Annotated in this window: 26 protein-coding genes and 2 pseudogenes; 5 read left to right on the top strand and 23 right to left on the bottom strand. The window is 54.5% G+C overall.

Annotated features, from left to right (window positions below; genetic code table 11):
* Positions 1 to 139 precede the first annotated feature (139 nt).
* Positions 140 to 583: pseudogene (locus CWM66_RS29125) on the bottom strand (integrase core domain-containing protein); the annotation flags it as partial.
* Between the two features lie 509 nt (positions 584 to 1,092).
* Positions 1,093 to 1,521 carry a hypothetical protein gene (locus tag CWM66_RS20050; RefSeq protein WP_107147135.1) on the bottom strand — a complete coding sequence of 143 codons (429 nt, stop codon included), beginning with the start codon at positions 1,519 to 1,521 and terminating at the stop codon, positions 1,093 to 1,095.
* A gap of 410 nt (positions 1,522 to 1,931) precedes the next feature.
* On the opposite strand from CWM66_RS20050, the gene CWM66_RS28935 reads away from it, so the two are divergent.
* On the top strand, positions 1,932 to 2,234 hold the full coding sequence (locus tag CWM66_RS28935; protein ID WP_156036557.1) for a hypothetical protein: 303 nt from the start codon (positions 1,932 to 1,934) through the stop codon (positions 2,232 to 2,234).
* Here CWM66_RS28935 and CWM66_RS29285 read toward each other — a convergent pair.
* Positions 2,226 to 2,496: pseudogene (locus tag CWM66_RS29285) on the bottom strand (site-specific integrase); the annotation flags it as partial. The gene CWM66_RS28935 and the pseudogene CWM66_RS29285 sit on opposite strands and share 9 nt — an antisense overlap.
* A gap of 232 nt (positions 2,497 to 2,728) precedes the next feature.
* Here CWM66_RS29285 and mutS point away from each other — a divergent pair.
* Positions 2,729 to 5,290, top strand: a complete 2,562-nt coding sequence (gene mutS / locus CWM66_RS20035) for a DNA mismatch repair protein MutS (protein WP_035887689.1) — start codon at positions 2,729 to 2,731, stop codon at positions 5,288 to 5,290.
* A gap of 97 nt (positions 5,291 to 5,387) precedes the next feature.
* Here the strand turns inward: mutS and CWM66_RS20030 are convergent, their stop codons facing one another.
* Genes CWM66_RS20030 through CWM66_RS20020 form a run of 3 tightly spaced genes read right to left on the bottom strand, consistent with a single transcriptional unit; the run spans position 5,388 to position 7,658 of the window.
* Positions 5,388 to 5,624, bottom strand: coding sequence for a non-oxidative hydroxyarylic acid decarboxylases subunit D (locus CWM66_RS20030; RefSeq protein WP_007370397.1), 237 nt, complete (start codon positions 5,622 to 5,624; stop codon positions 5,388 to 5,390).
* Between the two features lie 10 nt (positions 5,625 to 5,634).
* Complete coding sequence (locus CWM66_RS20025; protein ID WP_107147133.1) at positions 5,635 to 7,065, bottom strand: non-oxidative hydroxyarylic acid decarboxylases subunit C; 1,431 nt, start codon at positions 7,063 to 7,065, stop codon at positions 5,635 to 5,637.
* Positions 7,065 to 7,658, bottom strand: a complete 594-nt coding sequence (locus CWM66_RS20020) for a non-oxidative hydroxyarylic acid decarboxylases subunit B (RefSeq protein ID WP_035887683.1) — start codon at positions 7,656 to 7,658, stop codon at positions 7,065 to 7,067. Before CWM66_RS20020 ends, CWM66_RS20025 begins: the two co-directional genes overlap by 1 nt.
* 170 nt (positions 7,659 to 7,828) lie before the next feature.
* Here CWM66_RS20020 and CWM66_RS20015 point away from each other — a divergent pair, with 170 nt between their 5' ends.
* Positions 7,829 to 8,239 carry a MarR family winged helix-turn-helix transcriptional regulator gene (locus tag CWM66_RS20015; RefSeq protein WP_107147132.1) on the top strand — a complete coding sequence of 137 codons (411 nt, stop codon included), beginning with the start codon at positions 7,829 to 7,831 and terminating at the stop codon, positions 8,237 to 8,239.
* Positions 8,240 to 8,298: 59 nt separating this feature from the next.
* Here the strand turns inward: CWM66_RS20015 and rpoS are convergent, their stop codons facing one another.
* The 13 genes from rpoS to cysG form a co-directional block, all read right to left on the bottom strand.
* Positions 8,299 to 9,291 carry an RNA polymerase sigma factor RpoS gene (gene rpoS, locus CWM66_RS20010; protein ID WP_007370393.1) on the bottom strand — a complete coding sequence of 331 codons (993 nt, stop codon included), beginning with the start codon at positions 9,289 to 9,291 and terminating at the stop codon, positions 8,299 to 8,301.
* Between the two features lie 124 nt (positions 9,292 to 9,415).
* The gene (gene nlpD / locus CWM66_RS20005; protein WP_233218409.1) at positions 9,416 to 10,462 is read right to left on the bottom strand and encodes a murein hydrolase activator NlpD; all 1,047 of its coding nucleotides are present in this window, start codon (positions 10,460 to 10,462) and stop codon (positions 9,416 to 9,418) included.
* Between the two features lie 176 nt (positions 10,463 to 10,638).
* On the bottom strand, positions 10,639 to 11,265 hold the full coding sequence (locus CWM66_RS20000; protein WP_007370391.1) for a protein-L-isoaspartate(D-aspartate) O-methyltransferase: 627 nt from the start codon (positions 11,263 to 11,265) through the stop codon (positions 10,639 to 10,641).
* Positions 11,259 to 12,020: a 5'/3'-nucleotidase SurE gene (gene surE, locus CWM66_RS19995; RefSeq protein ID WP_007370390.1), complete on the bottom strand. Its 762-nt coding sequence runs from the start codon at positions 12,018 to 12,020 to the stop codon at positions 11,259 to 11,261. Before surE ends, CWM66_RS20000 begins: the two co-directional genes overlap by 7 nt.
* Complete coding sequence (gene truD, locus CWM66_RS19990) at positions 12,001 to 13,050, bottom strand: tRNA pseudouridine(13) synthase TruD (RefSeq protein WP_071921353.1); 1,050 nt, start codon at positions 13,048 to 13,050, stop codon at positions 12,001 to 12,003. Before truD ends, surE begins: the two co-directional genes overlap by 20 nt.
* Positions 13,047 to 13,526 (bottom strand): 2-C-methyl-D-erythritol 2,4-cyclodiphosphate synthase, encoded by a 480-nt coding sequence (gene ispF, locus CWM66_RS19985; RefSeq protein WP_007370388.1) that lies wholly within the window; start codon positions 13,524 to 13,526, stop codon positions 13,047 to 13,049. Before ispF ends, truD begins: the two co-directional genes overlap by 4 nt.
* Positions 13,526 to 14,236, bottom strand: coding sequence for a 2-C-methyl-D-erythritol 4-phosphate cytidylyltransferase (gene ispD / locus CWM66_RS19980; protein ID WP_035887675.1), 711 nt, complete (start codon positions 14,234 to 14,236; stop codon positions 13,526 to 13,528). The genes ispF and ispD overlap by 1 nt, the downstream gene beginning before the upstream one ends.
* A gap of 19 nt (positions 14,237 to 14,255) precedes the next feature.
* Positions 14,256 to 14,594 (bottom strand): cell division protein FtsB, encoded by a 339-nt coding sequence (gene ftsB, locus CWM66_RS19975; RefSeq protein ID WP_007370386.1) that lies wholly within the window; start codon positions 14,592 to 14,594, stop codon positions 14,256 to 14,258.
* Positions 14,595 to 14,754: 160 nt separating this feature from the next.
* Positions 14,755 to 15,081 carry a DUF3561 family protein gene (locus CWM66_RS19970; RefSeq protein WP_035887671.1) on the bottom strand — a complete coding sequence of 109 codons (327 nt, stop codon included), beginning with the start codon at positions 15,079 to 15,081 and terminating at the stop codon, positions 14,755 to 14,757.
* 111 nt (positions 15,082 to 15,192) lie between these two features.
* On the bottom strand, positions 15,193 to 15,798 hold the full coding sequence (cysC, locus tag CWM66_RS19965) for an adenylyl-sulfate kinase (RefSeq protein WP_007370384.1): 606 nt from the start codon (positions 15,796 to 15,798) through the stop codon (positions 15,193 to 15,195).
* Positions 15,798 to 17,225, bottom strand: a complete 1,428-nt coding sequence (gene cysN / locus CWM66_RS19960) for a sulfate adenylyltransferase subunit CysN (protein WP_007370383.1) — start codon at positions 17,223 to 17,225, stop codon at positions 15,798 to 15,800. The genes cysC and cysN overlap by 1 nt, the downstream gene beginning before the upstream one ends.
* A gap of 9 nt (positions 17,226 to 17,234) precedes the next feature.
* Positions 17,235 to 18,143 carry a sulfate adenylyltransferase subunit CysD gene (gene cysD, locus CWM66_RS19955; RefSeq protein WP_007370382.1) on the bottom strand — a complete coding sequence of 303 codons (909 nt, stop codon included), beginning with the start codon at positions 18,141 to 18,143 and terminating at the stop codon, positions 17,235 to 17,237.
* 9 nt (positions 18,144 to 18,152) lie between these two features.
* The gene (gene cysG / locus CWM66_RS19950; RefSeq protein ID WP_199200055.1) at positions 18,153 to 19,559 is read right to left on the bottom strand and encodes a siroheme synthase CysG; all 1,407 of its coding nucleotides are present in this window, start codon (positions 19,557 to 19,559) and stop codon (positions 18,153 to 18,155) included.
* Positions 19,560 to 19,801: 242 nt separating this feature from the next.
* Between cysG and CWM66_RS19945 the strand changes: the two genes are divergently transcribed.
* Together CWM66_RS19945 and fucR are read left to right on the top strand one after the other, a co-directional pair.
* The gene (locus CWM66_RS19945) at positions 19,802 to 20,845 is read left to right on the top strand and encodes an aminopeptidase (protein WP_007370380.1); all 1,044 of its coding nucleotides are present in this window, start codon (positions 19,802 to 19,804) and stop codon (positions 20,843 to 20,845) included.
* A gap of 206 nt (positions 20,846 to 21,051) precedes the next feature.
* Complete coding sequence (fucR, locus tag CWM66_RS19940; protein WP_071921884.1) at positions 21,052 to 21,762, top strand: L-fucose operon activator; 711 nt, start codon at positions 21,052 to 21,054, stop codon at positions 21,760 to 21,762.
* A 27-nt stretch (positions 21,763 to 21,789) separates the two neighbouring features.
* Here fucR and rlmM read toward each other — a convergent pair whose 3' ends face one another.
* From rlmM to CWM66_RS19920, 4 genes are all read right to left on the bottom strand, one after another.
* Entirely contained in the window at positions 21,790 to 22,890 is a 1,101-nt protein-coding gene (gene rlmM, locus CWM66_RS19935; protein WP_007370378.1) for a 23S rRNA (cytidine(2498)-2'-O)-methyltransferase RlmM, read from the bottom strand.
* Positions 22,883 to 23,278 carry a DUF423 domain-containing protein gene (locus CWM66_RS19930; RefSeq protein ID WP_007370377.1) on the bottom strand — a complete coding sequence of 132 codons (396 nt, stop codon included), beginning with the start codon at positions 23,276 to 23,278 and terminating at the stop codon, positions 22,883 to 22,885. Before CWM66_RS19930 ends, rlmM begins: the two co-directional genes overlap by 8 nt.
* 39 nt (positions 23,279 to 23,317) lie before the next feature.
* Positions 23,318 to 24,232: a glycine cleavage system transcriptional regulator GcvA gene (gcvA, locus tag CWM66_RS19925; protein WP_007370376.1), complete on the bottom strand. Its 915-nt coding sequence runs from the start codon at positions 24,230 to 24,232 to the stop codon at positions 23,318 to 23,320.
* Between the two features lie 352 nt (positions 24,233 to 24,584).
* Positions 24,585 to 24,812 (bottom strand): YgdI/YgdR family lipoprotein, encoded by a 228-nt coding sequence (locus tag CWM66_RS19920; RefSeq protein WP_007370375.1) that lies wholly within the window; start codon positions 24,810 to 24,812, stop codon positions 24,585 to 24,587.
* Positions 24,813 to 24,988: the final 176 nt, after the last annotated feature.

Genomic DNA, 24,988 nt, shown 5'->3' with positions numbered 1-24,988 from the left:
ATACGTAATTTTTGTTTATGTTTTCCTGAAAATCTGGCTACCTGACCCCCACATATCCTTTAGCTTGAGAAGCGCAACGACTCAGTCAGTAGAGTACTGTCCAGAGCAGTGAGCTCGTCCTGATGTAAGTAGACCATTCTTAGTTCCATGCACTTTTTGAGATCCCGAACCTTTGATGTTCCAGGCGGTATTCCTCCAGTGTCATGTTATTCAGTGATTCGTGCGGGCGTTCATTGTTGTATTCTGTCCCCCCATTCCGTCATCTCCCGCACTTCATTCAGGGTTCTGAACAGATAAAAATCGAGTATTTCTATACTGATATGTTCGGTTAAAGCGTTCTATAAAAGCATTCAGAGTGGATTTCTCCAGCCGAATAAATTCCAGCTTTACCGCATATGCATCTCTGCTCATTCAGCCAGCGTCGGAGAAATAAACTCCGGGTCATTATCCATACGAAGCGATGACGAAATATCCATGGTTGGCCGCGCTGCTGTCGAGTACTCGGACCACTGGTTTCAGATCCAGCTTCGACCGACAACGCCTCTCGATTAAGGTCAGCGATGATCTGATGCTCAGTAAAACGGGCTTTACGCATAGCGATCTCCTTCGCTGGCAAATTGAATATGTCGGAAGATCTCTGAAAGTGAATGGTTCGTTTTAGCGGGATACTTACAGTTACTCCGGGTGACAATCTGATTTGTTGTCACAGCATCTCGCGCGAAGAGCTGATGCGTCTTCTTGAAACAGGCCGAACTGGGTACGCCGGTAAGCCCTTGATAAAAGAAGAATGCGTCAGGTTTGAGGACGATTAACCCTGCACAGATATCATCTTCTGGAGCCCTGGGCCTCCCAGGCTGGCAGAAAAATAACCGTTCAGGTACCGGAGCCACACGATTATCACATCAGAGTGATAACTATTAGACTTCCGTTATTTCTATTGATGCATTATCGCTACGGGCGGTAAGGGGTTTTGATTGAAGAAGATATATTAATCTCGCTGTCCATCAATGTTGCAGTGCAACCTGGAAATATATGTATTACGTAGCGGCTCATTTGAGCCGCATTACAAATTAAAACCCTTTTAAAAGGCTTCTAGTTAATACTCCAGTAATCTACAACATCATTGCGGTTAAAGGTTATATAAAGGCGGTTTCCGTGTATCTCAGTATTTCCACTGCGTTTGTCTGAAAGCTTACCGGCTGTTGATGATGCTTCGCTGGCTGTGTTGGCCATGCCCAGTGCACTGCTAACAGCCCCCGCTCCCGGTATGTAGCCCGCCAGAGAAGATACACTGCTGTAGTCAGCATTTTTATGATAAACCCACGTAGTGCCATTTGAAGATTTTTCATTATCATCAGGAACGCCATAAAGTTGCTGTACCTGAGCTTTTGTCGTTTTACCCTCAACAATATGTGATTGAACATATGAAGCACTGAATTTATCTTCTCCTCCCCCCATAGATGAGCATGCGCTCAACAAAATAGCGGAAACAACAACAAGACATTTTAGGCTGCTATTCATTTGTAACCTCATTGTTAGTTTTGTGTAAAGTTTCTGCTTTCTATTACCATGAGTTTCAAAGACAGGCAACAAATTCTGTTGAATAACAATAGAAATGAAGGGGAAATAAATATCCCTGAAATCTTCCCTGGCAACTTAATTCTTTGTTTTATTTGGAAACCCATGCTCATTAAGTCTTAATTTCTCAATTAAGAATAACTAAACTATAAGCGATTAAAATTATCAGGGTTTGTTGAAAGACATTTGCAATAGCATCCCTCGGGTAGAGTGCTTGAGACTCAACGACAACCTGCAATCAGTAGTGCTGGAATTTCAGGAGCCGGGGGAGGGGCACTGGCGCACCTGTATGCGTGGTTATTGGTGCTTTTGTTGGCAGTCGCATGGGACATCAATGGGTTCCGGGACTAACCATGTTTAAGCTGCCGGACAACGTTACACTTCAACTCAGGGAAGAACCTATACCGACATCAATGGGAAAATATGAAGTCCTGATTGCTGGAAAAGGTGCGGGCATTATGGTTCCTGTACAGGTGCCAGAAGCTGCTGTTCAGGTGGATGATAAACGGCTGCTGTTATTTCTTACTGATGACGTTCTCTATGAAGAAGCGCTTAAAATCGCACTGCTCGATCCGAAAGATGGAGCGAAAGAAATACTGACGCTGGGTAGCGCATACCTGACAGGATCGTTTACTGACCTGAACATATTGCGGTAACTGCTCCAGAATGCCTGTTAGGCTGGTCGTTGTAAGAGCAACCTTGCCGTTGCGCTGAATATAGTTAAGCAATGCATTCCTGGCCTCTTTCGCGCGGATGGCTTTATCTACCGCTGCCGTGACGTGTATCTCCCGGTATTTACGCCCCCTTCCCCTGCCTGGCTGTAAGAATGCCATTGTCATAGTCCCAGCGATCAAGGCTGACCCCTTCCCCGGCCCGTAAGCCCGCACCGCAAAGGATCATTACAATGGCGGTATCACGATCATAGCGGAATATCAGCTTTATCTTTGTCACCCGGCTTTATCATTTCTACCGCTTTAAACGTCAGTGGCTTTGCCTCTTGTTTTCCTGCCATAAAGACTCCGTTATCATGCTTACTCCGCATTCCTGGGAAAACCTTCAGAATGCTTGTGAATGAGGCAAGGCGATACGCAACAAGAATGATAAAAATCGCCGGCTCGTTAAAATTTAAGCACATGGACATCATAAACTGATGAGTACACTAGAGAATTTCGACGCGCATACGCCAATGATGCAGCAGTACCTGAAGCTGAAAGCACAGCATCCGGACATTCTGCTGTTCTACCGGATGGGCGACTTTTACGAACTATTTTATGACGATGCGAAACGCGCTTCGCAGCTTATGGATATTTCACTGACCAAACGTGGCGCATCGGCAGGTGAGCCGATCCCGATGGCCGGGGTTCCGCATCATGCGGTGGAAAACTATCTGGCGAAGCTGGTGAGTCTTGGCGAATCCGTGGCGATTTGCGAGCAAATCGGCGATCCGGCAACCAGCAAGGGGCCGGTTGAGCGCAAAGTGGTGCGCATCGTAACGCCAGGCACCATCAGCGATGAAGCGCTGTTGCAGGAGCGTCAGGATAATCTGCTGGCCGCCATCTGGCAGGACAGCAAAGGTTTTGGCTACGCCACGCTGGATATCAGCTCCGGGCGTTTTCGCGTCAGCGAACCGGCCGATCGCGACACCATGGCCGCCGAGTTACAGCGCACCAATCCCGCCGAGTTGCTCTATGCCGAAGACTTTGCCGAAACGGCGCTGATTGAAGGCCGCCGCGGTCTGCGGCGCCGTCCGCTGTGGGAGTTCGAAATTGATACCGCCCGCCAGCAGCTAAACCTGCAATTTGGCACCCGCGATCTGGTCGGCTTTGGGGTGGAAAACGCACCTCGGGGCCTGTGCGCAGCCGGCTGTCTGCTGCAGTATGTCAAAGACACGCAGCGCACTGCCCTGCCGCATATTCGCTCCATCACCATGGAGCGCCAGCAGGACACCATCATTATGGATGCCGCGACGCGCCGGAATCTGGAGATCACGCAGAACCTGGCGGGCGGTGTCGAAAATACGCTGGCCTCGGTACTTGATTGTACCGTAACGCCAATGGGCAGCCGCATGCTGAAACGCTGGCTGCATATGCCGGTTCGCGATACAAAAGTGCTGACGGAACGCCAGCAAACCATTGGCGCATTGCAGGATCACTGCGGCGAGCTACAACCGGTGCTGCGTCAGGTGGGCGATCTGGAGCGTATTCTGGCACGTCTGGCGCTGCGCACTGCGCGTCCGCGCGACCTGGCGCGTATGCGTCACGCTTTCCAGCAACTGCCGGAACTGCGCGCGCAACTGGCGGAAGTGAAAAGCGCGCCGGTGCAGGCGCTGCGCGAAAAGATGGGCGAGTTCAGCGAACTGCGCGAACTGCTGGAGCGCGCAATTATCGATGCGCCGCCAGTGCTGGTGCGCGATGGCGGCGTGATTGCGCCGGGTTATAACGCCGAACTGGACGAATGGCGCGGTCTGGCGGATGGCGCGACTGACTATCTTGATCGGCTGGAGATCCGCGAGCGCGAACGCCTCGGGCTGGATACGCTGAAAGTGGGTTATAACGCGGTACACGGTTACTACATCCAGATTAGCCGCGGGCAAAGCCATCTGGCGCCGATCCATTACGTACGTCGCCAGACGCTGAAAAATGCCGAACGCTACATTATTCCGGAACTGAAAGAGTACGAAGACAAAGTTCTGACCTCGAAAGGCAAAGCGCTGGCGCTGGAAAAACAGCTTTATGAGGAGCTGTTCGATCTGCTGATGCCGCATCTGGGCGACCTGCAACAGAGCGCCTCTGCGCTGGCGGAACTGGATGTGCTGGTGAACCTGGCGGAACGCGCTTACACTCTGAATTACAGTTGCCCAACCTTCACTGATAAACCAGGCATCCGCATTACCGAAGGGCGTCATCCGGTGGTCGAGCAGGTGCTGAAAGAGCCGTTTATTGCTAACCCGCTGAATTTATCGCCGCAGCGCCGGATGTTAATCATCACCGGGCCGAACATGGGCGGTAAAAGTACCTATATGCGCCAGACTGCGCTGATTGCGCTGCTGGCCTATATCGGCAGCTATGTGCCCGCGCAAAAAGTCGAAATCGGCCCAATCGACCGCATCTTTACCCGCGTCGGCGCGGCAGACGATCTGGCCAGCGGCCGTTCGACCTTTATGGTGGAGATGACCGAAACCGCCAACATCCTGCATAACGCCACAGAAAACAGTCTGGTGCTGATGGATGAAATTGGTCGCGGAACATCGACCTATGATGGTCTGTCGCTGGCATGGGCGTGTGCGGAAAACCTGGCGAATAAAATCAAGGCATTGACGCTGTTCGCGACTCACTACTTTGAGCTGACGCAACTGCCGGAAAAAATGGAAGGCGTGGCAAACGTGCATCTCGACGCGCTGGAGCATGGCGATACCATCGCCTTTATGCACAGCGTGCAGGACGGCGCAGCCAGTAAGAGTTACGGTCTGGCGGTCGCTGCGCTGGCGGGCGTGCCGAAAGAGGTGATTAAACGCGCACGCAGCAAATTGCGCGAGCTGGAAAGCCTGTCGCCGAATGCGGCGGCCACGCAAATAGACGGCACGCAGATGTCGCTGTTGGCTCCGGCAGAAGAGACCAGCCCGGCGGTGGAAGCGCTGGAAAACCTCGATCCGGACAGCTTAACGCCGCGTCAGGCACTGGAATGGATTTACCGCCTGAAGAGCCTGGTGTAAGGCGCTGATTGCCGGATGGCGCTTATCCAGCCTGGAAGTTTTCCGCGCAGTGATCAAATCCGGCCAGCAATTCTGTGCAGGCCGGGCTTCCATGCGGTTACCGTTGATTTTCTGCCAGCAGCGGCGGAATCGTCGGCACCTGCGGTGCGTCATCAATATCTTTCTGCGTTATACGAAACGCCTGTGGATAGTGCTCGCGGCTGGTACGACGCAGTGGTTCGGTATCACGCCAGGTGTATAAACAGTGCTGGCACTGGTACACCGTCCAGACCCCTTTTACCGGCGACGTCGCCATGATTTCAATGTGCTCATCGGCACAACGTGGACAGATCATTTTTCGCTCCTTATTTTTGGCGGCTCGCCAGCATGGCGGTCAGTTTTTCAGCCCATTCTTTGGTTTCCGGCAAATCACGTACCGGCTGGCTGTAGTGGCCACGGTTATCCGGCGCAACCGGCGTGGTGGCATCAATAATCAGTTTGTCGGTGATACCGGCCGGGCTTGAACCCGGATCGAGTTCCAGTACCGACATATTCGGCAACTGCACCAGATCGCCTGCCGGGTTTACTTTCGACGACAGCGCCCACATCACCTGCGGCAAATTAAACGGATCGACGTCTTCATCGACCATGATCACCATCTTCACGTAACCGAGGCCGTGCGGCGTGGTCATGGCGCGCAAACCCACCGCGCGGGCAAAGCCGCCGTAACGTTTTTTGGTGGAGATAATCGCCAACAGACCGTGGGTATACATGGCGTTTACCGCCTGCACTTCCGGGAACTCGGCTTTCAGTTGCTGGTACAGCGGCACACAGGTTGCTGGCCCTATCAGATAATCGATTTCCGTCCATGGCATGCCAAGGTAAAGGGATTCAAAAATCGGTTTCGTGCGATAAGAGACTTTATCGATGCGTACCACTGTCATGTTGCGCCCGCCGGAATAGTGGCCGGTGAACTCACCGAACGGCCCTTCGATCTCGCGCTTACGTCCTTCGATCACCCCTTCGAGGATCACTTCCGATCCCCATGGCACATCGAAACCGGTCAGCGGCGCGGTAGCAATCGGATACGGGCTTTCACGCAACGCGCCCGCCATCTCATATTCCGACTGATCGTATTTCAGCGGCGTGGCGCCCATCAGGGTAATAATCGGATCGTTGCCGAGCGTAATCGCGATGGGCAGATCCTCGCCGCGCTCTTCCGCTTTATGCAGATGCAGCGCAATATCGTGCATCGGTACCGGTTGCAGGCCGAGTTTGCGTTTGCCCTTCACTTCCATGCGGTAGATGCCAACGTTCTGCTTGCCAAAATGATCGGGATCGAGCGGATCGCGGGAAACAACGCAGGCTTTATCAAGGTAGAAACCGCCATCGCCATCGTTCAGGCGGAACAGCGGTAGAATATCGAACAGATTGATGTCATCCCCATCGACGCTATTCTCCGCCCACGGCGGATTGTCGCGACGTTCCGGGGCGACCGGGAACTTATCCCAGCGACGGATAAATTCGTCAATCTGCTGCTTAACCGGAGCGTTCGGCGGTAATCCCAGCGAAATCGCGTGGTTCTGCCACGAACCGATAGTGTTCATCGTGACGCGGGCATCAACAAAGCCGCGGATATTATCGAACCACAGTGCGGGAGCGCCTTCGCCAATGCGGCCGGTCGCGTTCGCGGCAGCGGCCAAATCCGGCTCGGCATTCACCTCTTCACTGATTTTCAGCAACTGTCCTTGCTCGTCCAGCGCCTGTAAAAAACTGCGTAAATCATCAAAAGCCATTATGCATTCTCCTGTGAATAATTCTGTGCCGCCTGCAAACCACCCCAGCGCTTCGCCTGCGGTAGCGAAAGACCGAACTGATCCAGCACGCGGGCGACAATATGCAGCGTGACGTCGTCAATCGTTTGTGGATGGTTGTACCAGGCGGGCATCGGCGGAACCATGGCGACGCCCAGGCGGGATAATGCGAGCATATTTTCCAGATGGATGGCGCTCAGCGGCATTTCGCGCGGCACCAGCACCAACTTGCGCCCCTCTTTCAGCACCACATCGGCGGCGCGTCCAACCAGCCCTTCGGCATAACCCGCGCGAATACCTGCAAGCGTTTTCATACTGCATGGAATGATGATCATGCCGTCGGTATGAAACGATCCGGAGGAGATTGTCGCCGCTTGATCCGCCGGGTTATGGCAATGATCCGCCAACGCAGCAACTTCACGCGGGCTAAAAGGGGTTTCCAGTTCAATGGTCGTTTTTGCCCATTTCGACATCACCAGATGCGTTTCTACCTGCGGCATCTGCTGCAATGCCTGCAACAGTGCAACCGCCAATGGCGCGCCCGTCGCACCGGTCATTCCGACAATTAGCTTCATTCTCCACCTCAATATTGTTCGTATACGAACGTTATGAAATACACTACGCCTGCAAAACGATCCTGACAAGGCATCCCAAAACGTTGCGGCACGAAAAGTGAAATTGAGGATCGTTATAAAGCAGCGCAGAAGCCGCTATGATAAGAAGAAGATCATGATGGAGAGCGCTAATGAAATTAAGGAATGAAGCATTTCACCTGTTGCGCCAGCTTTTTCAACAGCATACCTCACAGTGGCAGCAGGCGCTGCCCGAGTTGACTAAGCCACAATACGCGGTGATGCGCTCAATTGCAGAAAACCCGGGCATTGAGCAGGTTGCGTTAACGGAGGTGGCTGTCAGCACCAAGGCGACGCTGGCGGAGATGCTGAGCCGTATGGAGAGTCGGGGATTAGTGCGGCGGGAAAACGATCCGGCGGATAAGCGTCGGCGGTTTATCTATCTGACGCCGGAAGGAGAAAGGCTGCTGGCAAGCAGTATTCCCGTCGGCAACGGCGTGGATCAGGCGTTTCTTGGCCGTCTGAGCGCCGAAGAGCAAACCGCTTTTTCATCGCTAATCAGAAAGATGATGGATAAAGCGTAACCGCAGAAAAGAAAAAGGCCGCGTCATCTGCGACCGGCCTTTTTGGCTTGAAAGGATGCTTATTCGCGGAACAGCGCTTCGATATTCAGCCCTTGCGTTTGCAGGATTTCACGCAAACGACGCAGACCTTCAACCTGAATCTGACGAACACGTTCACGGGTGAGACCAATTTCACGGCCCACATCTTCCAGTGTCGCAGCTTCATAGCCCAGCAGACCGAAACGACGCGCCAGCACTTCACGCTGTTTGGCGTTCAGTTCGAACAGCCATTTGACGATACTTTGTTTCATATCATCATCTTGCGTGGTGTCTTCCGGACCGTTGTCTTTTTCATCGGCCAGGATATCCAGCAGCGCTTTTTCAGAATCGCCGCCTAACGGCGTATCAACTGAGGTAATGCGCTCGTTGAGACGCAGCATACGGCTCACGTCATCAACCGGTTTGTCCAGCCGTTCAGCTATCTCTTCCGCACTCGGTTCGTGGTCCAGCTTATGGGACAACTCACGCGCGGTACGCAGATAGACGTTCAGCTCTTTAACAATGTGAATTGGCAGACGAATGGTGCGGGTTTGGTTCATAATCGCCCGCTCAATAGTCTGACGAATCCACCAGGTTGCATACGTTGAAAAACGGAACCCACGTTCAGGGTCAAATTTCTCAACGGCACGGATCAGCCCCAGGTTACCCTCTTCAATCAGATCCAGCAGCGCCAGACCACGATTACTGTAACGACGGGCAATCTTAACCACCAGACGCAGGTTGCTCTCGATCATGCGACGGCGGGAAGCGACGTCACCGCGTAGTGCGCGGCGTGCAAAATAGACCTCTTCTTCGGCCGTTAATAGTGGGGAGTACCCAATTTCCCCAAGGTACAGCTGAGTAGCATCTAATACACGCTGGGTTGCCCCCTGCGATAACAGCTCCTCTTCAGCCAGGTCATTATCACTGGGTTCCTCTTCTACTAAGGCTTTTTCGTCAAAAACCTCTGCTCCGTTTTCATCAAATTCCGCGTCTTCATTTAAATCATGAACTTTCAGCGTATTCTGATTCATAAGGTGGCTCCTACCCGTGATCCCTGGGCAACGCTCCTGAAAACGCCTCATTGCGCCCGTTGCAGCGGCATCTGCGCGCACTGCAACGGCTCAGATGGGGGGTCTTCAACAACCTTGCACCGATTTATCGCTGCGGCAAATAGCGCAGCGGGTTTACGGATTTCCCCTTGTAACGAATTTCAAAATGCAAGCGTGTAGAACTGGTTCCGGTGCTACCCATGGTAGCTATTTTTTGCCCCGCCTTAACTTCTTGTTGTTCCCGGACCAGCATTGTGTCGTTATGGGCGTAGGCACTCAGGTAATCATCGTTATGTTTTATGATGATCAGATTACCGTAACCGCGCAGCGCGTTACCGGCATATACAACGCGCCCATCTGCGGTCGCGACAATAGCCTGTCCTTTGCTGCCGGAGATATCGACGCCTTTATTGCCACCTTCGGTAGCAGAGAAGTTGTCGATAACTTTGCCCTCAGTCGGCCAGCGCCATGAAGCAATAGGCGCGCTGGTAGATGTACTGCTGGCAGTCGGTTCGGTTGAGCTTACAGAAGGTGCCGTAACAGGCGCTGTGATGGTTGTCGCAGGCTTGTTGTTTGGCAACATTTTGTTAGCACTTTGTTCACCTGAATCCTCAGAATACGTAATTGTCGGTTTCGAAGCAACCACTACGCTGGAATTTTGTGCAGGTTTTGAGACTATTCCTTGTGCTGAATCATCAGCCCGAGTAATGGCATTTCCACCCGTAATTGGTGTGCCGGATGCATTACCCACTTGCAACGTTTGCCCGACTTCAAGGTTATAAGGCGCGGCGACATTATTACGCTGCGCCAGATCACGGAAATCGTTCCCGGTAATCCACGCAATATAAAATAGTGTATCGCCACGCTTCACCGTATAGGTACTACCGCCGGTATAGCTGCCTTTGGGAATATTGCCGTACTGGCGGTTATAGACGATGCGCCCGTTAACAGTTTCAACAGGCGTCTGCGCCACCGGCTGAATCTGCGTTGGCTGCGCGGGCTGAATTTTCTGCTGCGATGATGTGCCTAGTTTTGGCGGCGGCGTGATCAACATTCCGGAGCTGCCGGAACTGGAATTTGAACTGGCGTTGCCGCCAACAGAACTGACCGGGGCTGGAGCATTAGTGGAATTTGAACACCCTGCCAGCCACAGCGAAACCAGTGACAATGCCGCAATACGGCTTACGGTGAATTTCGGGCTTCCCGCGCTCATTTATCCCCCAACAATATTTAGATAACCAATGACTTAAAGATAACCGCGACGCCTGGCGGCAAATGTGCCTACCATACGCTGTTACGGCCTGAAAATCCCAGGGAAAACTCTGTAACTCAGGCCAGTTCGCCTCTTATCAGCGGAACAAAGCGCACCGCTTCCACAGTATCAATAATAAATTCGCTTCCCCGCCGACGAACGCGCTTCAACTGCTGCATTTCATCGCCTACGGGTAAAACAAGAAGGCCGCCATCGTCCAGTTGCGACATCAATGCGGCAGGGATCTCCGGCGGTGCGGCGGTCACAATAATGGCGTCAAACGGAGCGCGGGCCTGCCACCCCTGCCAGCCATCACCGTGACGAGTAGAAACATTGTGTAGATCGAGCTGTTTCAGGCGGCGGCGCGCCTGCCATTGCAGGCTTTTAATGCGTTCAACAGAACAGACATGGTGTACCAGACGCGCCAGAATCGCCGTTTGATAGCCGGAGCCGGTGCCGATTTCCAGCACCCGCGACGCAGGTGTCAGATCCAGCAGCTCGGTCATTCGCGCCACCATATACGGCTGCGAAATGGTTTGCCCCTGACCAATAGGTAACGCGACGTTATCCCACGCTTTGTGTTCAAACGCCTCATCGATAAATTTCTCGCGCGGCACTTGCGATAACGCCTCAAGCACCCGCTCATTTTTAATGCCCTGCGCGCGTAATTGATTGAGAAGATCCTGTACGCGTTTACTCACCATTGCGAATTCACCCCGACACGATCCAGCCAGCCCGACACCACATCATGCGCGCTGTATGCTGTTAAATCTACATGCAACGGCGTGACAGAGACGTAGCCTTCATCCACGGCTGCAAAATCCGTATCCGGCCCGGCATCGCATTTTTCCCCGGGCGGACCAATCCAGTACAGTGTGTTGCCGCGAGGATCCTGCTGCGGAATAACCTGATCGGCCGGGTGACGGCTACCGCAACGGGTAACGCGAATACCCTTGATCTGATCGAGCGGCAGATCCGGCACGTTGATATTGAGGATCCGCCCGGTACGCAGCGGCTCGCGGCTGAGCGCACGCAGAAGAGAGCAGGTGATGGCGGCAGCCGTTTCATAATGGGTATGCCCGTTGAGCGAGACGGCCAGCGCCGGAAAACCGAGATGACGCCCTTCCATCGCAGCGGCAACGGTGCCAGAGTAGATCACATCGTCGCCGAGATTCGGCCCGGCATTAATGCCGGAAACCACCACATCCGGGCGCGGACGCATCAGCGCGTTCACCCCAAGGAAAACGCAGTCAGTCGGCGTGCCCATCTGTACAGCGATATCACCGTTTTCAAAGGTAAAAGTACGGAGCGAAGATTCGAGCGTCAGTGAATTAGACGCACCGCTGCGGTTACGATCGGGCGCGACCACCTGAACATCGGCAAACTCGCGCAGCGCTTTTGCCAGCGTCTGGATTCCCGGCGCGTGGATCCCGTCATCGTTACTCAGCAATATTCGCATAATCACCCGATGTGTTAATAAGTTCCCTGATCACGCTGGTGGCAAAACTTCCCGCCGGGAGCCAGAAACGTAACTCGACGGTGACATCATCCCACCAGTTCCAGCAAAGCTTCTGCGGATAGAGCAGCATTGCGCGGCGCGCAGCTTCTACTTTTTCCCGCACCAGCAACGCCTGTAACTCCGGCGCATCGGCAACCGCCTGTTGCTCAAACGCCAGCGCTGCGCGCTGCGCGCCCCAATCGCCGCTACCCGGCAGCGCGGCGGTAATCATTAAGGTTTTCGCATCGACGCGCGCCTGCAATTCCGCGCGCTCTTCCTCGCTGGCGACAAACCAGCTACCGCGCCCCGCTAATTGTAGCGCATCGCCGTCAACAACTTGATTAAAGTCTGTTTTTTTCAATCGTTCGTTGACGATTTGATTAAACAACGCGCTGCGCGCCGCCGACAGCCAGAAGCTGCGTTTATTACGATCGCGAACCGGCGCAGCGCTTTGCGCCCAGCGCAACGCGCCCTGCAAATTGCTGCCGCCAATACCAAAACGCTGCGCACCGAAATAATTCGGCACACCTTTTTCACTGATGGTCTGCAAACGGGCTTCCACATCCGCCCGATCGCTCACTTCACGCAGCACCAGCGTAAATGCGTTGCCCTGCAATGCACCCAGCCGCAGCTTGCGCTTATGGCGGGCATACTCCAGCACTTTACAGCCTTCAAGCTCAAACGTGCTGAGATCCGGCATCGTATTGCCAGGCACGCGGGCGCAGAGCCATTGCTCGGTCACCGCATGTTTATCTTTTTGCCCGGCGAAGCTCACTTCGCGTGCATGAATTTTTAGGAATTTTGCCAGCGCATCTGCCACAAAACGGGTGTTGCAGCCACTTTTCAGTATACGCACCAGAATATGTTCGCCTTCGCCATCCGGTTCAAAGCCGAGATCTTCCACAACGACGAAATCTTCCGGGTTGGCTTTGAGGATCCCGCTACCTGCTGGTTTGCCATGCAGCCAGGTCAGGTTTTCGAATTCTGTCATTTTGCCGCCTTCACCAGCAGCGCGACCGCTTCACAGGCAATGCCTTCGCCACGCCCGGTAAAACCAAGTTTCTCGGTGGTGGTGGCTTTGACGTTGACATCATCCATATGGCAGCCGAGATCTTCGGCGATGAAGACGCGCATCTGCGGAATGTGCGGCAGCATTTTCGGCGCCTGGGCAATGATGGTCACATCAACGTTACTCAGCGTATAGCCCTTCGCCTGAATGCGTCGCCAGGCCTCGCGCAGCAGCGCGCGGCTATCGGCGCCTTTAAATGCCGGATCGGTATCCGGGAACAGTTTGCCGATGTCGCCCAGCGCCGCCGCGCCCAGCAGAGCATCTGTCAGCGCATGCAGTGCCACATCGCCATCAGAGTGCGCCAGCAGCCCTTTCTCGTAAGGAATGCGTACGCCGCCGATAATAATCGGGCCTTCACCGCCAAAGGCGTGTACGTCAAAACCGTGTCCAATGCGCATTATGCTTTCTCCTGAAGGTCAGAAAGGGTCAGATAGAATTCTGCCAGCCGTAAATCTTCCGGTCGGGTCACTTTAATATTATCCGCGCGTCCGGCAACCAACTCCGGGTGGAATCCGCAATACTCCAGCGCCGACGCTTCGTCGGTGATCGTCGCGCCTTCATTCAGCGCGCGGGTCAGGCAATCGTGCAGCAGTTGCAGCGGGAAAAATTGCGGCGTTAGCGCATGCCATAAATCATTACGCTCGACGGTATGGGCAATCGCTGTTTTTCCCGGCTCCGCGCGTTTCATGGTGTCGCGCACCGGCGCGGCAAGAATACCGCCGACGCGGCTGGTTTCGCTGAGCTGTAACAGCCGGTTTAAATCATCCTGATGCAGACAAGGACGCGCGGCATCATGCACCAGCACCCACTGTGCGTCGCCAGCGGCTTTTAAGCCCGCCAGCACCGAATCAGCGCGTTCTGCGCCGCCGTTCACCACGGTAATCTGCGGATGTTGCGCCAGCGGCAGACGGGCAAAGCGCTCGTCGCCTGGACTGACGGCAATAATCACCCGGCTGACGCGCGGGTGGGCAAGCAGCGCGTCTACGGCGTGCTCAAGAATGGTTTTTTGGCCAATGGAGAGATACTGCTTAGGACATTCCGTTTGCATGCGGCGGCCGAATCCGGCGGCCGGCACCACGGCACAGACGTCCGGAATTAGTGCTGACATGTCGTAAACCCGGGACTGTTTATCGATTATTTTGTGTGTTTTGATTCTGATTCTGGTTTTGCGCTGACCCCGGCGTACGCTTTGACGAGTCCGGCACCAGACGATAAAACGTTTCGCCCGGCTTAGTCATGGTTAATTCATTGCGTGCGCGTTCCTCAATCGCTTCCTGACCGCCATTGAGGTCGTCAATTTCGGCGAAAAGCTGATCGTTACGCGATTTTAATTTGGCGTTCGTCGCCTGCTGTGTCGCCACATCTTCGCTGACGCGGCCGTAGTCATGCAGACCATTCTTGCCAAACCACAGCGAGTACTGTAGCCAGACCAGTAAAGCCAGCAATAGCAGCGTTAGTTTACCCATCCTGCCCCCTGAAAAACGGCACCATCATCCCATAACTTTTCGTCAGACTCCACTCCGGGGCCGGGCGATGCCGCGCAAGCGCCAGACTTTATCATAAATGTCTTCCGAACCGTAGCCGGACACATTGCCTTAATGAGGGTTACGCTTTGACGTAAGGCCGCTAGCCCAGCAACCACATAAACAGCACGCCAAACATGGCGGCGACCGTCAACAGCGTCGCCACGCTGCTGTAAAGCAAACGGCCACCGAGCAGCGAATGCAATGCAATGCCGACCACCACGGAGACGGGCATCAGCGCGAGGAAAAACGGCCAGGTATAGAGAAAGAAAAATAGCGTGTTGGAACCGTAAATCATAAACGGGATCGCCAGCGCCAGCAGCCATGCAACGAACCCCACCACGGCCCCGGGAAAAGACCATGTGGTTTCGTCGGGGGTCGCAGGGAGTGATGGCGACCGTGTGAGGGTGATGTTCTGACTGTTACGCATATCGGATCCTGTTGCCTGTACGACCGGTAAACAGGAGATACGTGCGCCAATTCAGGAAGCGTAATCTCAACGCCGTAATGCCTGAAGAAGGCGCGTATCGCCAGTACCGTCTCAGGATCTGATAATATCGCTCTCCCGGAGGAGGTCTAATAATTGGCTGACCAAATTTGTTACCAATTGTTCACCTTGCAGGTGAACTTCCGGCGATTTGGGCGCTTCGTAAACCGAATCAATCCCGGTGAAATTACGCAGTTCACCGGCGCGCGCTTTCTTGTACAACCCTTTAGGATCGCGCGCTTCACAAATCGCCAGCGGCGTATCGACAAACACTTCGATAAAACGCCCTTCCCCGAGGCGTTCACGCACCATCTGGCGCTCAGCGCGGTGCGGCGAAATAAATGCCGTCAGCACCACCAGTCCGGATTCCACCATCAGTTTGGCTACTTCGCCGACGCGGCGGATATTCTCTTTGCGATCGTCATCGCTAAAGCCGAGATCGCTGCACAAACCGTGGCGCACATTGTCGCCATCCAGCAGATAAGTACTGACACCTGCCTTATGCAGCGCCTCTTCCAGCGCGCCAGCGACCGTCGATTTGCCGGAGCCGGAGAGCCCGGTAAACCACAGCACAACCCCACGGTGACCGTGGAGTTGTTCGCGCTGCTCAGGCGTTACCGGATGGGCATGCCAGACGACATTTTCGTCATGCAGAGCCATTATTTGCCTCCCAGCAGATCGCGCGCGCCCCAGTGCGGGAAGTGCTTACGGATAAGCTGGTTCAGCTCCAGTTCAAACGCGCTGAACTCCGAAGCGCTGGTCGTCTGTTCAATATGAACATCACGCACCATACCCGCGCCCACGGTCACGTTGCTCAGCCGATCGATAAAGATAATGCCGCCGGTGACCGGGTTTTGCTGATACGCGTCCAGCGTCAGCGGTTCATCAAAGGTCAAATCAACCAGACCAATGCCGTTCAGCGGCAGGCTCTCGACCTGGCGCTGCGTCAGATTGTTGATGTCCACCTGATACTGAATGGCATCGACGCGTGCGCGCGTCTTTTTGCCCGCCACTTTGATGTCAAAGCTCTGGCCCGGTTGCAACGGCTGTTCCGCCATCCACACCACGTCAAGCGACGCGCGCTGTACGGCTGGCAGGGTTTCCTGCGCATCAAGAATCAGGTCGCCGCGGCTGATGTCGATCTCATCTTTCAGCACCAGCGTAATGGCTTCGCCCGCTCCCGCTTCCTGTAAATCGCCATCAAACGTGACGATGCGGGTAATGGTCGATTCCACGCCTGATGGCAGCACTTTAATGCGTTGACCCACGCTCACCACGCCGGACGCCAGCGTACCGGAGAAACCACGGAAGTCGAGGTTCGGGCGGTTAACATACTGCACCGGGAAACGCATCGGCTGGGTATCGACTACGCGCTGGATCTCGACGATTTCCAGCACTTCCAGCAGCGTCGGGCCGCTGTACCACGGCATTTTTTCGCTCTGGCTGGCAACGTTATCGCCTTCCAGCGCCGACAGCGGCACGAAACGGATATCCAGGTTGCCCGGCAGTTGTTCAGCAAAGGTCAGGTAGTCCTGGCGGATGTTTTCGAAGATCTCTTCGCTAAATTCCACCAGATCCATTTTATTCACTGCCACCACCAGGTGCTTGATACCCAGCAGCGTGGAGATAAAGCTGTGGCGACGGGTTTGATCCAGCACGCCTTTACGCGCATCGATCAACAAAATCGCCAGATCGCAGGTGGACGCGCCGGTGGCCATATTGCGGGTGTACTGCTCATGCCCTGGCGTATCGGCGATGATAAATTTGCGCTTCTCCGTGGAGAAATAGCGATAGGCCACATCAATGGTAATGCCCTGCTCACGCTCCGCTTGCAGGCCGTCCACCAGCAGCGCCAGGTCGAGTTTTTCGCCCTGCGTGCCGTGGCGTTTACTGTCGTTATGCAACGTAGAGAGCTGATCTTCATAGATCTGGCGGGTATCGTGCAGCAGACGGCCGATCAGGGTGCTTTTCCCGTCATCGACGCTGCCGCAGGTCAGAAAGCGCAGCAGGCTTTTGTGCTGCTGAGCGTGCAGATACGCTTCAACGCCGCCTTCGTTGGCAATTTGTTGGGCAATAGTGGTATTCATGGCGGCTCCTTAGAAGTATCCCTGACGTTTTTTCAGCTCCATCGAGCCGGCCTGGTCGCGGTCAATCACGCGGCCCTGACGTTCACTGGTGGTGGAAACCAGCATCTCTTCAATGATCTCCGGCAGCGTCTGCGCGGAAGATTCCACCGCACCGGTCAGCGGCCAGCAGCCGAGCGTACGGAAACGCACCATCCGCTGCTCGATCACTTCGCCAGGTTGCAGATCGATACGGTCGTCATCGATCATCATCAGCATACCGTCGCGCTCCAGTACCGGGCGCTCTGCCGCCAGGTACAGCGGAACGATTTCAATATTTTCCAGGAAGATGTACTGCCAGATATCCAGCTCGGTCCAGTTCGAGAGCGGGAAAACGCGAATGCTTTCACCCTTGTTGATCTGGCCGTTGTAGTTGTGCCACAGCTCCGGACGCTGGTTCTTCGGATCCCAGCGGTGGAAACGGTCGCGGAAGGAGTAAATACGCTCTTTGGCGCGTGATTTCTCTTCGTCGCGGCGCGCGCCGCCGAAAGCCGCGTCAAAACCGTATTTGTTCAGAGCCTGCTTCAGCCCTTCGGTTTTCATAATGTCGGTATGTTTCGCGCTGCCGTGCACGAACGGGTTAATCCCCATCGCCACCCCTTCCGGGTTTTTGTGCACCAGCAGTTCGCAACCATATGCTTTGGCGGTACGGTCGCGGAATTCATACATCTCACGGAATTTCCAGCCGGTATCGACGTGCAGCAGCGGAAACGGCAGCGTGCCCGGATAGAAGGCTTTACGCGCCAGATGCAACATCACGCTGGAATCTTTGCCGATGGAGTACATCATCACCGGGTTGGAAAATTCGGCGGCCACTTCGCGGATGATATGGATGCTTTCCGCCTCCAGTTGTCGCAGGTGAGTGAGTCGTTTTTGATCCATAACCATTCCTTAAGCCAGTTTAATCACGGAGGCGTCAAAGGCGTCCGTTGCTGTCGTATGCCGGAACCAGGCGAGCTCGCGATGAAGCTGCACCACTTCGCCCACCACCAGCAGGGCGGGCATCGGCGCAGCATGCGCCAGTTCCTCAAGTTGTTCTAGTGTGCCGGTAGTAACCTGTTGCTCCGCGCGCGTACCGCGAGAGATCACCGCCACCGGCGTGGTTTTATCGCGCCCGTGAGCAATCAGTTGTTCGCTGATCTCTGCCGCTTTCATGGTGCCCATATAAATCGCCAGCGTCTGTCGGCTTTGCGCCAGTTGCGCCCAGTCGAACGGTACGCTGTCGGCTTTATAGTGGCCGGTGACAAATGTTACCGACTGGGCAAAATCCCGGTGCGTCAGGGGAATGCCTGCATAAGCCGTCGCGCCGGAGGCCGCCGTGACGCCCGGCACCACCTGAAAAGGAATGCCGGCTTCTGCCGCCGCCTGTAACTCTTCACCGCCGCGGCCAAAAATAAACGGGTCGCCGCCTTTCAGCCGCACCACCGTTTTACCTTCGCGCGCCGCATCCACCAGCATGCGGTTGGTCTCATGCTGCGCCACCGAATGGGAACCGGCGCGTTTACCGACGCAGATTTTCTCTGCATCGCGGCGGGTCAGCTCCAGCACTTCATCGCTGACCAGATGATCGTAAAACACCACGTCGGCCTGCTGGATCACCTGCAAACCGCGCAACGTCAGCAGCCCCGCGTCGCCCGGCCCGGCACCAACCAGGATAATTTCTCCGCTACCCGAACCCGGCTGTTTCAGTTCGGCTTTGAGCGCTTTTTCGGCGGCGGGTTCATCTCCGGCAGCCATCAGGCTGGCAAAACGCCCGCGAAAAGCGCTTTCCCAGAAGCGGCGACGTTCATCCGTGGTGCGGCGAAAGGCTTTAATCCGCGAACGCCAGCGCCCGGCCACTTCCGCCATACGGCCCAGATTGCCCGGCAGCAGCGCTTCTATCTTTTCACGCAGCAGACGCGCCAGCACCGGCGCGGTTCCGCCAGAGGAAATCGCCACCAGCAGCGGCGAGCGATCAACAATCGACGGGAAAATAAAGGAACACAGCGGCTGGTTATCCACGACGTTGACCAGCTTGTGACGCGCATTTGCTGCCGCAAAGACGCGCTGATTCAGCGCCGTGTCATCGGTTGCCGCAATCACCAGGAAAACGGCATCCAGCTGTGCTTCGTCAAATTCGGTCGCCAGCCAGTGAATCGCCTGGCTGTCGGCAAGCTGTTGCAGTTGCGGTTCCAGCCGTTGCGCGACAACCTGCACGCGTGCGCCAGCGCGACGCAAAAAGGTGATCTTGCGCGCGGCGATTTCGCCGCCGCCAATCACCAGTACGGGGCGGTCTTTTACTTCAGCAAATAATGGCAGGTAATCCACAAAGCAACTCACTTACAGCCAGCAATAGTGCGACTATAGGGGGCGGTTCCGGGCGAATGAAATTACGAATTGGAATGAGTAGTTCCGCAAAGGAATAACGCAGTGGCAATACAAATATCAAAAAGTGCTTAAGGCGAGCATTTTCGGCAGGTTAAGAACAAATGAAATTGTGTAAACCTGGTCACAGTTTCATACTAAGCGCGTCAAAAAAATTGCTGCATAAAGGACTCTCTATGTTTTCCGCATTGCGCCTCCGTACCGCTGCCCTGGCGCTCGGCGTATGCTTTATCCTTCCGGCTCATGCCCGTACGTCCCAACCCGGTGAATTTGCCAACGAGCAGGCTCGCCACATTGCCACCCTCTTTCCTGGACGCATGACCGGCACACCGGCTGAAATGCTCTCCGCAGACTATTTGCAGCAGCAGTTTGAACAGATGGGATACCAGAGCGATATCCGCAAGTTCAAAACCCGCTACCGCTACACCACCAAAGATAACCGGCAGAACTGGCAAAATGTCACCGGCAGTACGGTGATCGCCGCCCATGAAGGCACGCTGCCGCAGCAGATCATGATTATGGCGCATCTTGATACGTATGCGCCGCATAGCGATGCCGATGTCGATAACAATCTGGGCGGCCTGACGCTTCAGGGCCTGGATGACAACGCGGCCGCGCTGGGCGTGATGCTGGAACTGGCGCAGGTGCTGAAATCCGTGCCAACGCAGTACAGCATCCGCTTTGTCGCCACCAGCGGTGAGGAAGAGGGCCATCTTGGCGCGGCAAACGTGCTCGCGCGGATGAGCGAGCAAGAGAAGAAAAATACCCTGCTGGTGATCAACCTTAATAACCTGATTGTCGGCGACAAGCTCTACTTTAATAGTGGCAAAAATACGCCAGCATCGGTCCGTAAACTGACGCGGGATCGTGCGCTGGCTATCGCCCGCGCCCACGGTATCAGCGCGATGATAAATCCCGGCCTTAACCCTGATTACCCGAAAGGCACCAGTTGCTGCAACGATGCCGAGGTGTTTGATAAAGCGGGGATCCCGGTTCTGTCGGTGGAAGCCACCAACTGGTCGCTCGGCAAGAAAGACGGCATGCAACAGCGGGCGAAATCAAAAAGTTTCCCTGATGGCATCAGCTACCACAACGCGCGCATCGATAACCAGCAGTTTCTCGATCAAGCCCTGCCCGGCCGTATTGCGCACCGTAGCCGCGACGTGATGCGGATTATGTTGCCGTTAACCAAAGAGCTGGCCAAAGCCAGTAACCCGTAAGCGCTCAGGCGTCCTGAAATCAGGGCGCCTTTTCTTCTGTGGCAACATCTCACCCGTTTCTTTCGCAAAAAACCTTTGCGATCGGTATCACAGGAGAGCGCGCGAAGTAACGGAATATTCTTTTAAAGAAAGGGGTAACGCCGTAATCTTTTTGCCCGTAGCGCCCGCATGATGCAGGCCTTCATCGGATGACGGAAGAAGAGCAAATGAAAGCGGCACGCCAACAAACCATCATCGATCTGTTGAGGCATCACCAGAGCCTGACAACCGAAGCATTGTCAGTGCAGCTCAACGTCAGCAAAGAGACGATTCGCCGCGATCTCAGTGAATTGCAGGCGCAGGGAAAAGTGCTGCGCAATCACGGGCGCGCCAGGACGCTCCACCAGGAAAATCAGGACAGCGGCGATCCCTTTCATATCCGCCTGAAAAGCCATTATGCCCACAAGGCGGATATCGCCCGCAAAGCGCTTGGCTGGATAGAAGAAGGCATGGTGATCGCGCTGGACGCCAGCTCCACCTGCTGGTATCTCGCTCGCCAGTTGCCGGACTGCAATCTCCATGTCTTTACCAACAGCCACCCAATTTGCCAGGAGCTGGCCAAGCGTGAACATCTGCAACTGATCAGTTCCGGCGGCACGCTGGAGCGCAAATATGGCTGCTACGTCAATCCGTCGCTCATCTCCCAGCTCAAATCGCTCGATATCGACCTGTTTATTTTTTCCTGCGAAGGGATCGACAGCAGCGGCACGCTCTGGGATTCAAACACCTACAATGCCGGGTTCAAATCCATTCTGCTGAAACGCGCGGCGCAGTCGTTACTGCTGATCGATAAGAGTAAATTCAACCGTTCGGGAGAGGCGCGGATTGGGCACCTGGATGATGTGACGCATATTGTCTCTGACAGCGAACTCGCCTGAGCCGGACATTGCCCGGCTCAGCTGGTTTTAACGCTCGTCGCGACGACCGCCGACGGCCGCCCACATACGACGCACATGTACCGTGACTTCTTCGCGATCGTGGTACAGCTGGCGCGCCTGAATTTGCGCAGCGATATTATGTTCATCCAGCTGCTGCTGGATAAAGGCGAGGTTATTTGACACCTCTTCATAGCGCTTTTTCATCGGCAGCTTCAGGTTGAAAATAGTTTCGCGGCACCAGCCCTGCACCAGCCACTGCGCCATCAGCGCGGCGACTTTCGCCGGTTTTTCCACCATATCGCACACCATCCATGAGATGTTATTGCGGTTCGGCCGGTAACGGAAACCATCTTCCCGCAGCCAGGTGACCTGCCCGGTATCCATCAGGCTTTGCGCCATCGGGCCGTTATCCACAGAAGACACCCACATATTGCGTTTCACCAGTTGATAGGTCCAGCCGCCCGGGCAGGCACCGAGATCTACCGCGTACATGCCGTTGGCCAGGCGCTCATCCCATTCGTCCGCCGGAATAAAGACGTGGAACGCCTCTTCCAGTTTGAGGGTTGAACGGCTCGGCGCATCCGACGGGAACTTCAGGCGCGGGATGCCCATATAGAACGGAGAATTGTTATACGAATACGAATAACCGGTATAACAGCAGCCAGGAGCAATAAAGAAGATATGCACCACCGGACGTTTCGGCGAATCATTGCGCGCCAGCACGCCTGCTTCACGCAGCGCACCGCGCAGCGGCACGGTGAACTTGCGGCAGAACTTCATCAGTTCTTTGCTTTCGTTGGTATCGGCCACCTCGACGCGCAAATCCCCGGCTTTCTCCACCACGCCCTGCAACATACCGACGATCGGCGTAATACGATCTTCTGGCGGCAGATCGCGCAACAGTTCGCCCACGACAAACATCTGACGGGCGAAAATCAGCGAACTGAACGGCAGCTCGCGCGCCACTTTGTCCGCGTCGTTTTCCTGATAGCACTCGAACACGACATAGCCCGAATTCTCTTTCACCCGGGCAAAACCGAACACCTCAAGGCGGCCAGCTTTATCGGTAATTTCGGCTGCGCACTCTTTCTCAAAACCCGGGCGGCACAGCAATACCACTTTATTCATGAACAACGCCCCTACGTTTCAGACGAATTGCGCCAATCAACATCAATGCCCAGCCGATTAAGAAACAAACCCCACCGACTGGCGTAACAAACGCCCACAAGCGTAAATGCGAAAGTGCCAGGCAATAGAGGCTGCCGCTAAACAGCACGGTGCCCAGCGCAAGAAAAACACTACTCCAGTAAAACCAGATGCTGATGCGACGCTGCATCGCCACCGCCAGGCCCAGCACGGCCAGCGTGTGGAATGCCTGATATTCGAGGCCGGTCTGGATCCAGCTCATCTCCGGCACACCCAAAGTTTTACGTAAAACATGCGCGCCGAATGCGCCGAGCGCGACAAATACAAAACCGCTCACCGCGGCGAAAATCAACATAAAACGGCTGGTCATGTGAGTACCCTAAAAAGTCATACGCGCCACGCGCGCGCATTAATGTTCATAACGGAAACGGAATTTTTCCTGTTCGCTTGCCGCTTTGGCCAGGATCCACTGACGAAAGGCGGCTATTTTACCCAGTTCTGCCTGACTGTCATGACAAACCAGATAAAACGCATTCTTACTGACCAGAACATCATTAAACGGGCAGACCAGGCGACCTGCCTCGATTTCGGACTGTGCCATTACATTGTTGGCCAGTGCGATCCCCTGTCCGTGGATGGCCGCCTGAAGCACCATAGAGCTGTGGCTGAAGATGGGTCCCTGCTGAACGTTGAGGTTAAGACCTAATTGCCGCGTATAAGTTTGCCAGTCGCGACGCGATGCGTCGTGCAATAAAGTGTGGTGCGCTAAATCTTCCGGCGTTTTCAGCGCTTTATCGCCCGTCAGCAACAGCGGCGAACAGACCGGCAGCAAATATTCGGCGTACAATTTTTCGACGCGCATTCCCGGCCAGTTACCGCGCCCGTAAAAAATCGCCACGTCGACATCGTCCGCCAGTTTATCTTCCTGACGGTCAACGGCCTGGATACGAACGTCAATTCCCGGATAAGTTGAGTTAAAGTCGGAGAGCCTTGGCACCATCCACTGGATGGCAAAACTGGGGAGCAAACTGACGGTTAGCGCGCCTTTTGCACTGCGCGCCTGCAACTTACGGGTAGCTTCCGTCAGTTGGGAAAATATCTCTTTAATATCCTGAAAATAGCTCTGCCCCTCTTCGGTCAGCAGCAGTGAACGGTTGCGTCGGCGAAAGAGTTTGAGCCCGAGGAAATCCTCAAGAGACTTGATTTGGTGGCTTACTGCGGCCTGCGTCACAAAAAGCTCATCAGCTGCGCGCGTGAAACTTAAATGGCGTGCGGCAGCATCAAAAACGCGTAATGCATTCAGTGGTGGTAATCGCTTGGACATGGTTTTCAGGCTTAGATGTAAAGGCAATTTAACAAACAGGAAACAGTGATTAACCTATTAGTTTTTTTTATCTGAGCCATTATAAATTGTCCGTTGAGCTTCTACCAGCAAATACCTATAGTGGCGGCACTTCCTGAGCCGGAACGAAGAGCTTTTTTCGGAATGCGTGTTCTGAAGGGCTTTTGGCTTACGGTTGTGATGTTGTGTTGTTGTGTTTGCAATTGGTCTGCGATTCAGACCACGGTAGCGACGCTACCCCTTTTTCACTTCCTGTACATTTACCCTGTCTGTCCATAGTGATTAATGTAGCACCGCAAGATTGCGGTGCTTTTTTTTACCTCACGTTCAGCGCTTACTTATCCAGCGCGACCATCTCTTTCACGTCGCTACGGTTGATCTGCTGTTCGTTGCCGTTAGCGTCTTTATACGAAATCAGGCCGGTCTGATCGTCAGTTTTCGGTTTCCCTTCCGAGACGATCGTGCGTCCATCATTGGTATGTAACGCGTAATTCGGACCGGAACAGGCGCTCAGGGCAAAAGTAAACATACATGCAGAAATAATTGCGGCAGTCTTCTTCATCTTCTTCTCCTTCTGGCAATTAATGCTGTGAAATACTCTTAGTGGAAGAGTCTTAAACATTTACCTAACACTATTTAGCATAACCTGCTTACATCTCCCTGCCAGGACAAACAGACAATTCCGATGGAGTGCAACGTTCTTGCTCCGACAGAAAAATTGCGCGACGATCGCGCTAT

Source organism: Kosakonia sp. H7A (assembly GCF_003028445.1).
Taxonomy (GTDB): Bacteria; Pseudomonadota; Gammaproteobacteria; order Enterobacterales; family Enterobacteriaceae; genus Kosakonia; species Kosakonia radicincitans.
This window is presented reverse-complemented; position numbering and strand designations above follow the sequence as displayed.

Coding starts and splice junctions, on each gene's coding strand:
- ispD (WP_035887675.1), bottom strand. CDS start 14,236: ATGTCAGCACTAATTCCGGACGTCTGTGCCGTGGTGCCGGCCGCCGGA.
- CWM66_RS20030 (WP_007370397.1), bottom strand. CDS start 5,624: ATGATCTGTCCACGTTGTGCCGATGAGCACATTGAAATCATGGCGACG.
- CWM66_RS20050 (WP_107147135.1), bottom strand. CDS start 1,521: ATGAATAGCAGCCTAAAATGTCTTGTTGTTGTTTCCGCTATTTTGTTG.
- ftsB (WP_007370386.1), bottom strand. CDS start 14,594: ATGGGTAAACTAACGCTGCTATTGCTGGCTTTACTGGTCTGGCTACAG.
- cysN (WP_007370383.1), bottom strand. CDS start 17,225: ATGAATACCACTATTGCCCAACAAATTGCCAACGAAGGCGGCGTTGAA.
- truD (WP_071921353.1), bottom strand. CDS start 13,050: ATGACAGAATTCGAAAACCTGACCTGGCTGCATGGCAAACCAGCAGGT.
- gcvA (WP_007370376.1), bottom strand. CDS start 24,232: ATGTCCAAGCGATTACCACCACTGAATGCATTACGCGTTTTTGATGCT.
- rpoS (WP_007370393.1), bottom strand. CDS start 9,291: ATGAATCAGAATACGCTGAAAGTTCATGATTTAAATGAAGACGCGGAA.
- cysC (WP_007370384.1), bottom strand. CDS start 15,798: ATGGCTCTGCATGACGAAAATGTCGTCTGGCATGCCCATCCGGTAACG.
- fucR (WP_071921884.1), top strand. CDS start 21,052: ATGAAAGCGGCACGCCAACAAACCATCATCGATCTGTTGAGGCATCAC.
- CWM66_RS20015 (WP_107147132.1), top strand. CDS start 7,829: ATGAAATTAAGGAATGAAGCATTTCACCTGTTGCGCCAGCTTTTTCAA.
- CWM66_RS20025 (WP_107147133.1), bottom strand. CDS start 7,065: ATGGCTTTTGATGATTTACGCAGTTTTTTACAGGCGCTGGACGAGCAA.
- CWM66_RS19945 (WP_007370380.1), top strand. CDS start 19,802: ATGTTTTCCGCATTGCGCCTCCGTACCGCTGCCCTGGCGCTCGGCGTA.
- surE (WP_007370390.1), bottom strand. CDS start 12,020: ATGCGAATATTGCTGAGTAACGATGACGGGATCCACGCGCCGGGAATC.
- CWM66_RS20000 (WP_007370391.1), bottom strand. CDS start 11,265: ATGGTGAGTAAACGCGTACAGGATCTTCTCAATCAATTACGCGCGCAG.
- rlmM (WP_007370378.1), bottom strand. CDS start 22,890: ATGAATAAAGTGGTATTGCTGTGCCGCCCGGGTTTTGAGAAAGAGTGC.
- CWM66_RS28935 (WP_156036557.1), top strand. CDS start 1,932: ATGTTTAAGCTGCCGGACAACGTTACACTTCAACTCAGGGAAGAACCT.
- mutS (WP_035887689.1), top strand. CDS start 2,729: ATGAGTACACTAGAGAATTTCGACGCGCATACGCCAATGATGCAGCAG.
- CWM66_RS19920 (WP_007370375.1), bottom strand. CDS start 24,812: ATGAAGAAGACTGCCGCAATTATTTCTGCATGTATGTTTACTTTTGCC.
- ispF (WP_007370388.1), bottom strand. CDS start 13,526: ATGCGCATTGGACACGGTTTTGACGTACACGCCTTTGGCGGTGAAGGC.
- cysD (WP_007370382.1), bottom strand. CDS start 18,143: ATGGATCAAAAACGACTCACTCACCTGCGACAACTGGAGGCGGAAAGC.
- CWM66_RS19970 (WP_035887671.1), bottom strand. CDS start 15,081: ATGCGTAACAGTCAGAACATCACCCTCACACGGTCGCCATCACTCCCT.
- CWM66_RS20020 (WP_035887683.1), bottom strand. CDS start 7,658: ATGAAGCTAATTGTCGGAATGACCGGTGCGACGGGCGCGCCATTGGCG.
- CWM66_RS19930 (WP_007370377.1), bottom strand. CDS start 23,278: ATGACCAGCCGTTTTATGTTGATTTTCGCCGCGGTGAGCGGTTTTGTA.